Origin of the sequence: Anabaena azotica SJ-1 (assembly GCF_047275885.1) — a bacterium.
GTDB classification, from domain to species: domain Bacteria; phylum Cyanobacteriota; class Cyanobacteriia; order Cyanobacteriales; family Nostocaceae; genus Trichormus_B; species Trichormus_B azotica_A.
In genome coordinates, this window is the sequence record NZ_CP178454.1 from 3,543,896 (window position 1) to 3,558,426 (window position 14,531).

Annotated in this window: 9 protein-coding genes; 6 read left to right on the forward strand and 3 right to left on the reverse strand. The window is 38.9% G+C overall.

Annotation, left to right across the window (positions count from 1 at the left end):
• The first annotated feature begins 100 nt into the window (after positions 1-100).
• The 4 genes from ACLLO5_RS15745 (at position 101) to ACLLO5_RS15760 (ending at position 6,401) form a co-directional block, all read left to right on the forward strand.
• Positions 101-724 (forward strand): 4Fe-4S single cluster domain-containing protein, encoded by a 624-nt coding sequence (locus tag ACLLO5_RS15745; protein ID WP_413171448.1) that lies wholly within the window; start codon positions 101-103, stop codon positions 722-724.
• Between the two features lie 84 nt (positions 725-808).
• Entirely contained in the window at positions 809-5,467 is a 4,659-nt protein-coding gene (locus tag ACLLO5_RS15750) for a PAS domain S-box protein (RefSeq protein ID WP_413171449.1), read from the forward strand.
• 542 nt (positions 5,468-6,009) lie between these two features.
• A complete protein-coding gene (locus ACLLO5_RS15755) occupies positions 6,010-6,234 on the forward strand; it encodes a hypothetical protein (protein ID WP_413171450.1) in 225 nt (74 codons plus the stop codon).
• 32 nt (positions 6,235-6,266) lie between these two features.
• Positions 6,267-6,401, forward strand: a complete 135-nt coding sequence (locus ACLLO5_RS15760) for a PIN domain-containing protein (RefSeq protein WP_413176102.1) — start codon at positions 6,267-6,269, stop codon at positions 6,399-6,401.
• 78 nt (positions 6,402-6,479) lie between these two features.
• Here the strand turns inward: ACLLO5_RS15760 and ACLLO5_RS15765 are convergent, their stop codons facing one another.
• The gene (locus ACLLO5_RS15765; protein WP_413176103.1) at positions 6,480-6,962 is read right to left on the reverse strand and encodes an adenosine-specific kinase; all 483 of its coding nucleotides are present in this window, start codon (positions 6,960-6,962) and stop codon (positions 6,480-6,482) included.
• 78 nt (positions 6,963-7,040) lie between these two features.
• Between ACLLO5_RS15765 and ACLLO5_RS15770 the strand changes: the two genes are divergently transcribed.
• Positions 7,041-7,676, forward strand: a complete 636-nt coding sequence (locus ACLLO5_RS15770) for a PAP/fibrillin family protein (RefSeq protein ID WP_413171451.1) — start codon at positions 7,041-7,043, stop codon at positions 7,674-7,676.
• A gap of 53 nt (positions 7,677-7,729) precedes the next feature.
• Here ACLLO5_RS15770 and pgmB read toward each other — a convergent pair whose 3' ends face one another.
• Both pgmB and ACLLO5_RS15780 read right to left on the reverse strand, forming a co-directional pair.
• Positions 7,730-10,609, reverse strand: coding sequence for a beta-phosphoglucomutase (gene pgmB / locus ACLLO5_RS15775; protein ID WP_413171452.1), 2,880 nt, complete (start codon positions 10,607-10,609; stop codon positions 7,730-7,732).
• A gap of 171 nt (positions 10,610-10,780) precedes the next feature.
• Complete coding sequence (locus ACLLO5_RS15780; RefSeq protein ID WP_413171453.1) at positions 10,781-13,204, reverse strand: sucrose synthase; 2,424 nt, start codon at positions 13,202-13,204, stop codon at positions 10,781-10,783.
• A gap of 944 nt (positions 13,205-14,148) precedes the next feature.
• On the opposite strand from ACLLO5_RS15780, the gene ACLLO5_RS15785 reads away from it, so the two are divergent.
• A complete protein-coding gene (locus tag ACLLO5_RS15785) occupies positions 14,149-14,442 on the forward strand; it encodes a HetP family heterocyst commitment protein (RefSeq protein WP_413171454.1) in 294 nt (97 codons plus the stop codon).
• Positions 14,443-14,531 lie beyond the last annotated feature (89 nt).

Consider the following 14,531-nt stretch of genomic DNA (forward strand, 5'->3'; position numbering starts at 1 on the left):
GTAAACGTCAACAGCAAGAATTTATTTTTCTCTCCTACATCCTGACACTCTCTTCAACACTTACCGCTGCTGTACTATTTTCAATTTAGGAGTTAAAAAGATGGAAACAAAGTCAACAGAAGCATTGTTAGCACAGCCAGAAATTCCTGCTGGTTATCTGAATATTATGGGTTACGTTGATAAATCAGAAGTCAACGGACCTGGTTGTCGTGCTGTAGTGTGGGTGCAAGGTTGTCCACGTGAGTGTGCTGGTTGCTTTAATCCCGACTCTTGGACATTTGAGATTAACCAGCTTGTTGCAATAGATTCCTTAGCCGCAGATATTCTCAAAAATCCCCATAACACAGGTGTAACTTTCTCTGGTGGTGAACCATTTTGGCAAGCATCAGCATTGGCTAATTTAGCACGCAAAGTCAAAGCGGCTGGATTAAATGTCATGGCTTTTACTGGCTTTACCCTGAAGCAACTGCAATCTGAATCAGCACCCCCTGGTTCTCAAGAATTGTTAGCACAACTAGATATTTTAATTGACGGGCCTTTTGTTGAGTCGCAAGCCATTAATTCCCCCTTGTCTCCCGTGTCTTCTAGGAATCAACAGGTTCATGTATTTAACCCAGAATTCCGAGATCAAATTAGTTGGGCTAGTGACCAAATAGAAGTTCACATCCTCAAAGATGGCGATCGCATTGTCACTGGCTATCAAGGTTGGTTAGAACTGACATGAACCTGCAATTGACCCATCGTTATCAGTTTATACCTACACCGAAAATCCTGTCAGATATAGCGTTGCTCTCCAAGAGTTAAACAGATGAGAAATCGCTCCCCACTTACCATCTTGCTGATTGATGATTGCACCGAAGATAGATACTTGTGTCGTCGCTTTTTGCAGCAAGACACCTTGTACACCTATCGAATTGTGGAATTTGAAACAGCAACAGAAGCAATTAAATCGTGTCAGCAAGAAATACCAGATATCATTTTACTGGATTTTATGTTGCCAGATGGTGATGGGTTAGAGTTGGTTGCAGAATTTAGGCAAAAGTTCAGCAATAGTCAATCGTCCATCATTATGCTGACAGGAGAAGGGGACGAAATGATTGCTGTCAGTGCCATGAAAAGTGGTGCCCAAGATTATCTAATCAAAGGCCAACTCACCGTTCAAATTCTGCAACGTGCGATTCATCAAACAGTAGAACGGATGTATTTAACCAGACAAATAGAACAAAGTCGGGAACAACAACAAATTATTGCTGCTGCGGCTTTGCGAATTCATCAGTCTCTCCAGTTAGAAGAGATTCTACCAGCAATAACCACTGAAGTGCGTCATTTTCTTAAAGCAGACCGGGTGGTAATATATCAATTTCACCCAGAGATGAGTGGCACTATTGTGGCTGAGTCAGTGCTTTCTGGTTGGAGAGCATCTTTGGGAATGCAGATTCAGGACAGTTGTTTTCAACAGGGAGCAGGGAAAGACTATCATCAGGGGAAAAAACGGGCAATTGATGATATTTATCAAGCAGGTTTAACAGATTGTCATTTGCAACTATTGGAACAATTTGAAGTCAAAGCCAATCTGGTAGTACCGATTATTGTTACAGGGCAATTATGGGGATTATTAATTGCTCATCAATGTTCTGCACCGCGTCACTGGGAACAACAGGAACTCAACTTATTAGATCAACTTTCCGTCCAAATAGCGATCGCTATTCAACAAGCAAATGCTTATCAACAAGCACAATTAGAACTAGCAGAACGCCAAAGAATAGAAAAAACTCTCAGAGAGAGTGAAGAAAGATTTCGTAATACCTTTGAACAAGCCGCAGTAGGGATAGGTCATGTATCCCTAGATGGGCAATTCCTTCGCATCAACCAACGCTTCTGTGACATTGCTGGATATCCTCAACTTGAACTCCAGACCCTGAATTTTCAGGATATCACCCATCCTGATGACCTATCAGCAGATTTAGAGCAGGCAAAAATGCTGCTGGCAGGGAAAATTCAGATTTACTCACTGGAAAAACGCTATATGCGTAAAGATAGGTCGATTGTTTGGATTAACCTGACAGTTTCTCTGGTGCGTGACGCTGCTGGAACTCCCCAATATTTTATCAGCGTCATTGAAGATATTACATCCCGGAAACAAGCAGAAACCGCCCTCAGAAAAAGTGAAGCCCGCTTTCAGGCATTCATGAATAATAGTCCCTCAGCCTCCTGGATTACTGATGAAAACGGTCGGATAGTCTATATCAGTGAAACCTTTCTTAGTGCTACTCAACTTGCAGCTAAAATGGTGGAGGATGTGATTGGTAAAACAGTCTTTGATTTGTATCCAGTAGAAATTGCTCAACAGTTTGTAGATAATAATCGTCTGGTGATCCAAACTCAGCAGGTTCTGGAAACTATTGAAAAAGCGCCTAAACCAGATGGTACACTGGGAGATTTTTTGGTCTACAAATTCCCTTTACCGCAAACATTAGGGCGCTGCTTAGTTGGTGGGGTGGCAGTTGATATTACTGAACGAGTTCATGCCGAACAAGCATTACAACAATTGAATCAGGAATTAGAAATCAGAGTTGAACAACGCACCGCAGCTTTACGGGAAAGTGAAGAAAGGTGGCAATTGGTAGCAAGAGGAAGTAATGATGGGATCTGGGATTGGGATCTCAGAACAAATAAGGTATTCTATTCAACTCGTTGGAAACAAATGCGGGGTTTAGCTGAAGATGAAGTTAGCAACAGCCCAGAAGAATGGTCAAGTCGCATCCATCCCGATGATTATGATCGGATTATGCAGGCTACTAGTGACCATTTTGCCCACAAAACTCCCTATTTCCAAGAAGAATACCGAGTACAGTGCCAAGATAGCTCCTATATATGGATATTAGACCGGGGTCAGGCTTTGTGGGATGAAGCAGGTAATGTGATTCGCTTGAGTGGTTCGGAAACGGATATTACCAGGCGCAAACAAGCGGAGGAAGACTTACTAGCTCTAACTAGTCTGCAAAAAGCAATTTTAGATGGTAGTGATTATTCGATTATTTTCACCGATTTCAAGGGTATTATCCAAACCTTTAATGCTGGTGCCGAGAAGATGTTAGGTTACACAGCAGATGAGGTTATTGGTCAACACGGCCCAAGTTTATTTCATAACCCAGAAGAAATTGAACAATTGACAGCAGAACTTTCATTAAAATTAGGCAGAGAAATTTCTGGAGGTAAAGAATTTTTTAGTTATGTGACTCAAAATGGCAAGAGTTATGAAAATGAATTTACTTATATTCATAAAGATGGTTATCGCTTCCCTGTACTTTTGTCAGTCACAGCCCTGTCTAATTCTCAAGGAAAAATCATCGGATTTTTAGGTATTGCCCAAGATATTACTAACCGCAAACGAACCGAGGAACAGTTACGGAATCTATCTGATCGGTTGACACTAGCACTCCAAGCAGGAGCGATCGGTACTTGGGACTGGGATATGCTACAGGAAGTAAAATGGGATGACCGGATGTATGAACTTTATGGTATGCAACGGTCACAGACTCCAGCCACATATCAGGATTGGGTGAAGGTAGTTGATCCTGACGATCTTGTTGAGACTGAAGCAGCCCTTGATGCTGCTATCAGGGGAGAAAAAGAATTTAATACCGAATTCCGAGTTGTGCATTCAGATGGCAGCATCCACTTTATCAAAAGTGCTGCAATAGTTCAACGCAATGAGCATGGCGAAGCAGAACGGATGGTAGGTATTAACTATGACATCACAGAACGTAAAAGAATAGAGTTAGCCCTGCGAGAGAGTGAACGCCGCTATGCAGCTTTGACACAAGCTGCTCCCGTTGGCATTTTTCGGTTTGATAGTGCTGGTAACTGTATATATGCTAATGATCGCTGGGGTGAGATAGCAGGTAGACCAGCAACAGCAGCTTTGGAGAGAGGGTGGGTAGAGACTTTGCACCCAGAAGATCGCGATCGCCTGTTTACAAAATGGTCGGAATGGTTTCAAACATATCAGTCTGGAGAAACTTACTGCAATGAAGGCAGGTGTTTGCGTCCAGATGGTAGTATTACCTGGTTTTACTGCCAGATATTAGCAGAAACCAATGCGGATGGGAAAATTATTAGCTATATTGGCACATTGACGGATATCACTGAACGTAAACAAGCGGAAGCACAACTTTGGCAAACGAATCAGGATCTGACCAAAGCCAACATTGAATTAGCTCGCGCTACTCGCCTCAAAGATGAATTTTTGGCGAATATGAGTCATGAATTGCGAACTCCTCTCAATGCCATTTTGGGAATGTCTGAGAGTTTACAAGATGAGGTATTTGGTTCTATTAATGAAAAACAAATAAAGGCGATCGCCACAATTGAGCGTAGTGGCAGACATTTGTTAGAATTAATTAACGATATTCTCGATTTATCAAAAATTGAATCTGGCAAACTAGAACTGGATCTGAGTGATGTTTCAGTTAACAACCTCTGTGATGGTAGCCTAGTTTTTATTAGACAGATCGCATTGAAAAAAAAGATTACCCTCAAATCCAATATTGCCCATAACCTTGGTAGCATTCAAGTAGATGACCGCCGGATGCGTCAGGTGCTGATCAATCTGCTGAATAATGCTGTGAAATTCACGCCGGAAAACGGTTCTGTATCGCTGCGAGTTTGGCTGGAAGAACCAGAGGATAATCATATCAGTCACTTAGTCAAAGTAGAAAAGGCTGAGGAAGTATGTTCATACTTGTCTACTCCTCAACTTTGTTTCTCCATTATAGATACTGGTATCGGTATTGCTAATGATGATATCAGCAAGTTATTTAAAGCTTTTGTCCAAGTCGATACAAATCTTAACCGCCACTATGAAGGTACTGGTTTGGGTCTGGCACTAGTTAAGCAGATTGTCGAACTACATGGGGGAAGGGTTTCAGTTAGCAGTGAAGTTGGAAAAGGCAGTTGTTTTACTGTTCGTATACCCTACGAGATTAGCCAGAATGCGGGAAAACCCAGAGTAAATACTACATTATCTAGCGATCGCTTATCTGTTCAGGTCAATAAAGATTCATTTTGTGTAGCACCTCCGGTGATTTTGTTGGCAGAAGACAATCAAGCAAATATTCACACAATGTCCGACTATCTGGAAAGCCGAGGGTATGATCTAATTCTGGCCAACAATGGAAAACAGGCTATTGAGATGGCGAAAAGTCAACACCCTGACTTAATTATCATGGATATTCAAATGCCAGAAGTTGATGGACTAGAAGCAATCCGAAGCATTCGTGGTGATCCGCAATTAGTTGATATTGCTATTATTGCTGTTACAGCATTAGCCATGCCAGGCGATCGGGAAATGTGTTTGGCTGTTGGCGCTAATGAATATTTTACCAAACCTGTAAAACTCAAACAACTTGCTGACAAAATTGAACAACTTTTAAGAAACAAATATCCCAAAATTCATGAATTGTAGAGACGAAGCATTAGAACACTTTGATACAAATAAGTAAGTTGGCGTTAAAAATTGTCGTTGGGATAAGACAGGGGGCAGGGAGCAGGGGGAAAAAGGGTTTTAGCCTTATTTACTTTTCTTTACACAGTTTGGTTTGATTCTGCCCACCTACTTAATAGTCATATTCCTTTCTGAATCAGGAATTACGCAAAATAGAACTAACGTAGGGGTAATTCATGAATTATCCCTACGAAAGAATAAGATGTTTAAACACATTTTGTATAAGTCCTACAGCTATAATTTATAACCTATGTGCCGATGTGCCGAAGTAAATTTTGACGATTTTGATAAAATCTCACTACTCTCTATTCTTCATTTCATAAGCATTTTGATTCCTGAACGGCAGTTAGTTGCTCCACTTGAGGAAACCCCAAGACCGCACTGCCTCCTCCAGACTCCTGAATTCTTACGTAAATATTTATCCAAACCCATTAATTCTGAGATAATATAATATAAAGAGCCAAGTATATTTTCTCCCCTAACTACCTAAATAGTATCATCTTATGTCAGATAAAACTTACAATATTACCGTAGAAAATCAAGACCTAATTATCAGATTCAATAAGAATATTATTGAGCTAGATACTCTCAAAAAGTTTTTAGATTATCTAGAGCTAGAGTCTTTGAAAAAGAAAAGCAGTATGACAACAGTGCAAGCTGAAGCTTTAGCAAAGGAAATTGATATTGATGTGTGGTCAAATATCAAAAATCAATTTGTTGGAGAATAAATAGTGTCTAGAAACCAGTTTTATGTAAAGATATTGATGAAAGTGACACTCCCCATGTTGCTTTAACATTGGAATTAGAAGGCTTATTATGGACAGGAGATAAGAAACTTAAAGAAGGATTAATTAGAAAAGGCTTTGATAAATTCTTTGAACTCAATAGTATTTAATGACTGAAGCTAAATAAATTCACTTCAGTTAAATTTTAACCTTATTTCTCATTCTATTCCTGAATACTTACCTTTCAGTTATAATTTATAACCTATGTGCCGAAGTAAATTTTGACGTGCTTTTACATCCTCATTTCCTTCCACACCTTTGGGTAAAAAGCCATCAATAACACCGAGAATACCACGCCCTTGTTCAGTTTCTGCCAAAATCACCTGGACAGGATTAGCGGTAGCACAATAAATATTACAAACTTCTGGACATTGTTTAATAGCATTAAGAAAGTTAATAGGATATGCGTCTTTAATTACAATTATAAAACTGTGTCCAGCACTGATAGCCTGAGCATTTTTTGTAGCTACTTCTTGCAAAATTTCATCATTTGCAGCAATTCTAATTAAACAAGAAGCTGATGCTTCACAGAAAGCAATGCCAAATTTTACCTGTGAAGATATGCCCACCATTATTTCATATAAATCTTCTACACTTTTAATAAAGTGGGTTTGTCCTAAAATCAGGTTACAACCGACAGGAATTTCTAAGGTGATGGTTTGGAGTTCCATATTTGTGAGATAAAAAAATTTATTCGGCACTTTTTTGGGTTAAAATTTTACCAATCAAGTCTATCAATATTACGTCTAATGAATCCTCAAGTATTGAAAGAAAAGTTGCAAATATTATTTGAACAAATTCAAAATGATGGTTCTCCTATCACAAATTTAAAAATTGACACAAATAAAGCCGCCGAAATAGAACAATTAACAGTTGACTTGGAAAGTCTTAATCCCCATCCTCAACCACTCCAGAATGCTACTAATTTATTAAATGGAGCTTGGCAATTACAATACTCTACAGCTAGAGAAATTCGTACTTTAGATTCCCTCCCATTAGGCTTAAAGGTGGGTAGAGTCTATCAAGTAATTAATATTGCAGATAAACAATTTTTTAATCTAGCTCAGGTAAAACATCCTTGGAAAATAATCTCAGGATATGTGAAAGTAACAGCTAGTTTTGAACCTGCTATAGATACATCCAGTGTCCCGGATAAGCGTATTAATGTATATTTTGATAAACGTTATTTAGCTATCGATAAAATTATAGGCTTTAACACCCCTCAACTAAATCCATTTAAAGTTGTAGCTGCTAATGGCCCTCAAGGTAGAGTTGCAACTCTTGATATTACTTATTTAGATGAAACATTCAGGATTGGAAGAGGAGGGGATAAAAGTTTATTTATTCTCAATAAAGCTGATGATTTACCTCAGATTATGTTTTAAACCGCTACTAAATATGCTGTTCCCTGTTAATAGTTCCCTACCACAGAAAACTTTTATGGCTTACGCTGTAAAGCAATATCCCTAAATTTACCTTGCAAATTTTCCCAAGTCACACCTGCTAAACTAGGTAAAACAATGTGAGCAGTTCCCACTCTTTCTGGTGGTCCCATACCCACCGCCCACATACCTGCGGCTAAAGCTGCATCAATACCTGCGGCTGCATCTTCAAACACTACACATTGGGTTGCGGGAAGCCCTAACTGCTGGGCTGCAAACAGAAATAAATCTGGTGCTGGTTTGGGTTTTTGGACACTATAACCATCTGCGATCGCATCCAGTTTATCAATAATCCCCAATTTTTCCACAACTACACGCGCATTTTTACTCGCTGAACCCAGGGCAATTTTCAACCCAGCTTGTCGCAAATCATCCAACAAGGAAACCGCACCCGGTAATAAATCCTTGGGTGTGATACGTTGAATCAACTCCACATAATAGTCATTTTTCCGTTCCATCATCTCCTGAATCTGCACTTCCGAATATCGCCTATCACCAATAATTAACATCAGCGAAGCCCGGCGAGAAATTCCCCGCAATGCTTCATTAGCTTGACGGTTAAAAGGAATACCTTCCTCATCTGCTAATCTTTGCCAAGCTTGGTAATGATATTCGGCTGTATCTGTTAATACACCATCTAAATCAAAGATAATTCCCTGAATATTGGGGACTTGAGGAGGTAGCGAGGTGGGGCGTAAATCGAATTCATGCCATTTACCATGCCAGTATAATTTAAACTTCAAGCGTGTCCAACCAGGCGGTAAATGGGGATTCGCTACAGGCTGATTATCTGTAAATTGGATACCTCCAAAACCGAAAACTACAGCTTGCCAAATTCCCCCAGCACTAGCACCGTGAATCCCATCATTAGTATTGCCTCGTTTATCTGTCAAGTCCACCATAGCTGCTTGCATAAAGCGTTCGTAAGCTTCCTGGGTTTGGCCTAAATCGGAGGCTAAAATCGCGTGAATAGCTGGACCGAGGGAAGAACCATAGGTAATATCTGTGCGGGGTGCGTAGTAGTCCCAATTGACCTGCAATGATTTGAGGCTGTAGGGCGACTCAGTAGATACACGCATGAGATAAAGCAACATTAATACATCTGGTTGTTTGAGGACTTGGCGTTTGTTGGTTCCCTCAATACCTAAGATAGCTTGCATGGACTTTTGGCGTGGTTCGTAATCTGCTAAATTAATATCATCTAATTGAAAAAATCCCTCACATTGCTCAATTAATCCTGTTTCTGGGTTGTAGGGAATCCAGATTTTGTTGATGATTTCTAGCCAATGGTTTCTGATTTCATCAGTAAGTTGCAATTTTTTCTCTAGTTCTCTAGCTTTTTCTGGGAAATTACAACGTAACCAATCATCAACTATACAAGCTTTTTCTAAATGCCATTGGACTAGGCGGTTAGTAAATGCATTGTTATGTACTAACTCGTGGTATTCATCTGCACCTATGACGTTACGAATTTCATAACGTTCGGCTTGGGGATTAAATTCAACTCGGCTATGCCAAAAAATAGCGGTATCGAGAATTATTTCTGCACCATAATCTCTGAGCCATTCATTATCGCCAGTGACTTGCCAATAGTACCATACAGCATAAGCGATAACTGCGCTAATATGAATTTCGCGATCGCGACACCAAATTCTCACATCCTCAGCATAATAATCACTAGGTAGCGACCATCTGGGTGTGACTTCATCACCTGTCACCGCACTTTCCCAAGCATACATCGCTCCTTGGTATCCATAATGTATCGCTTTCCGTCGCGCTCCATCTAGAGTATGATAACGGTAACTCAGTAAATTACGGGCTAATCCTGGTTGAGTAAAAGTAAAAAATGGGAGAATAAAAATTTCTGTATCCCAAAAAATATGACCGTGATAACCAAATCCAGACAAGGTTTTAGCAGGAATACTCACTCTGTTATCATCACGGTGACAAGCAATTAATAATTGAAATATATTATACCTAATAGCAAATGCGGCTGTATTATCTCCCTCAATTGTAATATCGCTTTTTTCCCAAACTTCTGCCCATGCTTGTTCATTAGCATTACGTAGGGTAATATAATCCGGTAGATGGTCGAGTTTTGTTTGCGCGGCTGAAACTGGTTGTTCAACATCCCGTGAAGTAAAAACAGTGACAATCTTTTCTATGGTAATGGTCTGCTGAGGTTCAGAAAAGAACGTTGCACTGATGCTAGGATAGCCAGGTGCGGTATTGACTTGCATCGCTGTTTCTATTCCTGATATGGTCATTTTTGCAGCCATACCGAGGTCAATTCGGGAGTAGCGGGTGCGACTGTGTAACCAGAAACCTTTGTCAATTTTTCCTTGGTCTAGTCCTTCCCAGTGATTGAAACCTTTGTTTTCGGGATAGCCGTTAATACTCGCTTGAATTTCGATAAAACCATGAAAATCTAATGTTGTTAACTGGCAACGCTGTCCTAATACATGATGATCCGCTAAACTTGCAAAGCGTTCAAAGCTGATATCTATGGTTTTTCCAGTGGGACTACGCCAACGCAGAAAACGGCTAAGAATCCCTTGATGTAGGTCTAGTTTCCGATTGTACTCTAAGATTTTACCTTGGTCTAGACGAAAGCGATCGCCATCAATCATGACTACCAATGGTAGCCAGTCTGGACAGTTGGCTAGTTCGGTATAAACTACGGGAACATCATCATAAACACCGTGAATAAATGTAGCAGATAGTGTACGTGGATAGCTTTCTTCAAAGCTGCCTCTCGTACCTAAGTAACCGTTACCAATGGTGAATATTGTTTCCCTGGCGTGTAATTCTTCCGGGTTAAATTGGTTTTCTGTTAATATCCAATCTGTGTAGATAAAATCGCGTTTTGTTTCCATGTTTATGATTAAATATTGCTGAGTAGGGGCGAAGCATTCGGGTGATGACCTATCGCTGAAACTATTGATATTCTGTCCGAATGCTTCGCCCTATAGTTTAAATGTGAGCATTCGGGTGATAACCTATCGCTGAAACTATTGATATTCTGTCCGAATGCTTCGCCCTATAGTTTAAATGTGAGCGTATTTTTTTTGATGTTGGGCGAGAATTTTTTCGGCTCTAGGTTTGTAAATGAGATGAAATAATGTCTCCATATATATATCTCTGGCTTCGTTGTCTTCTGGAGCGATAAAATTCCAGAAACTAAAGGTTTTAGCCAGTAAAAGTAATTGTTCTGTGTGCGATTTCCAGTTGTATTTATGGCGAATTCTGGCAATCATCCATTGGGAAGTTTCTGTCCAATGTTCCGGGTTAGCATCACATTTATCTAAGAAGGTAAGAATTGTTTTAGCTGTTGTTTCTAAATCTGTGGGATTAAGATGAAAACCATTTTGCAAATCTTCGATAATTTCTGATGACCCACCAAATTTAGTCGCAAAGGTTGGTAAGCCGGAAATCATGGCTTCTAATATGCTACGACCAAAGGCTTCATAAAGGGCAAAATGAATATAAATACCTTGAAAATCAGCAATTATTCGATAAGCTTCACCGATTGTTTGGCTTGATAGACGCATTCCTATCCAGCGGATTTTTCCTTGCAGATGATGTTCGTTAATAATATTGTGCAGTTTTTCAATTTCTCCTGCTTCTTCTGGGTTGGCGGCTTCATCTACAGATAATTTACTAGTTAATAAAATCAGGTTACATCGAGTTTGTAATTCTTGACTTTTACCGAAACATTCAACTAAACCAGTGAGGTTTTTAATTGAGGTAATGGGTGCAACTGCAAAAATTGGTCTTTTGTGAATATCGTCTATTTTACCAAAAATATGATCATTTTGCTGTTGAAACAATAAATTTTTAATTTTTTGGCTTTCTTGTGAATTTCTGTCTTCTATTTGGCTGTAGGGGAAAAACAATGTTTCACTTACTCCTGGGGGAATCATGTTAAATTTAGGATTAAATAAATCAATGCCATCAATTACATGATAGAGTTGGGGCATGGTAAAACATTTATAAGATTCATATTGCCCCATTGTGTCTGGTGTACCGACAATTTCTTGATATGATGAAGCCACAATAAAATCGGCAGCATTCATACTAATTAAATCGGCGGTAAATTGGGCTGAAAAATGATATTTTTCTTCTAAGTCTTGCCAATATAAATTACTAAATAGATGTTTGGGTTTTTCTAGGGAATGAGCAATATTGCATTGAGTAATTTTTAAGCTACGGGAGAGGAGAGAAGCGACTAAGTTACCATCGCTGTAGTTACCAATAATTAAATCAGGTTTACCTGAAAATTGTGTTAGCAGTTCTGTTTCTGCATCTTGGGCAAATTTTTCTAAATAAGGCCAAATTTCAAATTTAGAAATCCAGTTATTAATAATGTCTGGATTAAAATCTCTAAATGGAACTCGCAAAATCCAAGCATTTTCTGTATTGTGAACTTTTTCTAACCGCAGGTCACAAAATGTACTCTCACAATTGGGAATTAGGCGAGTTAAAATAATTACATGAGGTTTGATACCCAAGAAGTCAAGACCAGCAAGTTTTATTTCCTGTTGGAGTTTGTTTTCTAAACTGCGTGCTTGTTCCAGGACATAAATAACTTGACCTAATGTTTCATCTCGTCCTAAAACGTCTTCTTGTGCTACCCAACCATGTATGGAGACGAGGACGACGCGAAAAACTGCGGGAATACGTGCGACAAAGGCTTCGAGAATGGAGGTTTGAGGGGTGTCAATGAGTCTTTGTAGTAGTTCTAAGGTTTCCCTGATTCGTGCAGCGTTGTTACCCCAACCAGCTTCTAAACCGAGTTCTTGGAGATGAGAACGAAATTGTGCGTAGGGTTTGTCAGGGGGAAGTTCGCTTAATAAGGTGATGGCTGGTTTAATTAGTTTAGCAAATTGGATACCGGAATGAATGCGATCGCTAATTAACAACTTCGTGCCATTGTATTGTATCCCTTGTAATGCCTGAAACAATGTTTCTAGCCAATATTGAGGGTCAGCGACAAATTGATTGCATAGATAATGGTTAAGGAAAGTCAGACCTTGACCAATATCTCTGGGGTCGCTAATTCTCCCAGATGCTTGGTAAAATGGGTGGAGGTCAATTTCTAGAATGTGGGGTTGGTAACGGTTGACTAAGCGATCGCTCACATCTAAAAATGCTTTAGGAGTCATTAAATGGAAATCAGTCAAATCTGCGGTTAGTCTCCACACTTCTTGACTAGCTATCCTTGGTCTGACTACAAACCAAGTATTTTCATCTTCGAGAATCATTTCATGAGTGTAATGAATCAGCGTACCTAACGATGAAGAATGGTAAAAATAGGTAGGTTTTTCAGATTGATGACAATAATTAGCAAAAGCTTGTAAAATTTCATTCCTCAAAAAGTACCGTTTATCCAAATTATCCAATATCAACAGAAACTGACCTAGTGCAGTTTTTTCCTCACTGCTTAAAACAGCCTGAAATAATTCATACATTGGAAATAACCCAACTACAATAACTACACACTCATTTTTATCTCTTGAAAAACTCGATTCTTAGATAATTGATAGATAATTGATCAAGTGATATGTATCTTTTTCTCATAGTAAATCACTTGTAAAAATTATCGCATCTAGCTGAGGTGTGAAAGTATTAGGTAATTCTTTGGATATAGAAAAAATAACCTACATATCTACCTCTGTTCCTTCCCATTTAAATCCTCAATCAATATTTTATTGATGACTGCTGACTCTGACTGTAGATGTTTTTGTGGTTAATTTTGTTGTCTTGATATTTCAATACCTGCTGAATGCAATTTTGTAAACTCCTCGTGTGACAGTATTTAAATAGGCATTTGATAGGTATGTAAAAAATCCCATCAACTATAATTTTTTTGGATAAAATTTGCCAAGTTGGCTAAATTGATTCCAAAAAAATAGTATTCTGCATATCAGATGAATGTCTGTGTTCCCTATTTTTTAATTCCCAAATTGGCTTAGTCTCTAATGCCAAGGGCATGAGTTTAGTATTTGCATATAGGTAAGGGAGAATCGGTGAAATGAAACTAAGAATTAATAAAATTTCTGACTTCCAGACTCAAAAATGCCAAACTAAAACCTGTCAAAATTACCAGTTGTAAATGATACAAAAAAGCCAAAGCAAATGTTAAATTCATTCCTAGCACAGTACGGCGTAAATAGAGCAACAATTTAAAATAGATGAAAAGCTTACACCATAAGATTTTTAATCTTTGACTATTGACTTTCGCTTTGCAGCACGATCTAGTAAATCCCATAAATCCAAAATATGGGGATAGTAACAAGCGATATCTAAATGCTTTTTTCTATAGATTTTTGGCAGTTATAGACATTGCTAATAGAGAATCCTGAACGAAAGTAACCATAAACCTTCAATAGTACAAATTATATCAGGGCTAGTCATGAATTACCGAATTTCTTCTTCTCAAACAAATGTTCAGAATCTTATTACTCCTGAAGAATTAAATCAAATCCTGGAAGCTGTTGCTGATGGTAGATATTCTTGGGCTTGTGTATTGATTTTACGTTTTATTGGTTATAACCCATTGCATTATATTCCCCAGCGCACCTATAGCCGTTTAATGAAAGAAAATAGCCAAATTGAGACAGCATCAGCATCTACCAATAAACCGAAACTTCACCCCGTGAATAGTTCTCATTGTGTGCCTTCATCTCAAATTTACAGCACCAATTAGTCGTGTGAGGTGTGGGGTGTGAGGGAGATAAGGGTGATGAGGGTGATGGGGAAGAATAAATTCTTTCTTCTTTCTTCTTCCTCCTGATA

Bases quoted from the DNA above. Each gene is read 5' to 3' on its own strand.
- ACLLO5_RS15750 (WP_413171449.1), top strand. From the start codon at position 809: ATGAGAAATCGCTCCCCACTTACCATCTTGCTGATTGATGATTGCACC.
- ACLLO5_RS15780 (WP_413171453.1), bottom strand. From the start codon at position 13,204: ATGTATGAATTATTTCAGGCTGTTTTAAGCAGTGAGGAAAAAACTGCA.
- pgmB (WP_413171452.1), bottom strand. From the start codon at position 10,609: ATGGAAACAAAACGCGATTTTATCTACACAGATTGGATATTAACAGAA.
- ACLLO5_RS15785 (WP_413171454.1), top strand. From the start codon at position 14,149: ATGAATTACCGAATTTCTTCTTCTCAAACAAATGTTCAGAATCTTATT.
- ACLLO5_RS15745 (WP_413171448.1), top strand. From the start codon at position 101: ATGGAAACAAAGTCAACAGAAGCATTGTTAGCACAGCCAGAAATTCCT.
- ACLLO5_RS15765 (WP_413176103.1), bottom strand. From the start codon at position 6,962: ATGGAACTCCAAACCATCACCTTAGAAATTCCTGTCGGTTGTAACCTG.
- ACLLO5_RS15755 (WP_413171450.1), top strand. From the start codon at position 6,010: ATGTCAGATAAAACTTACAATATTACCGTAGAAAATCAAGACCTAATT.
- ACLLO5_RS15770 (WP_413171451.1), top strand. From the start codon at position 7,041: ATGAATCCTCAAGTATTGAAAGAAAAGTTGCAAATATTATTTGAACAA.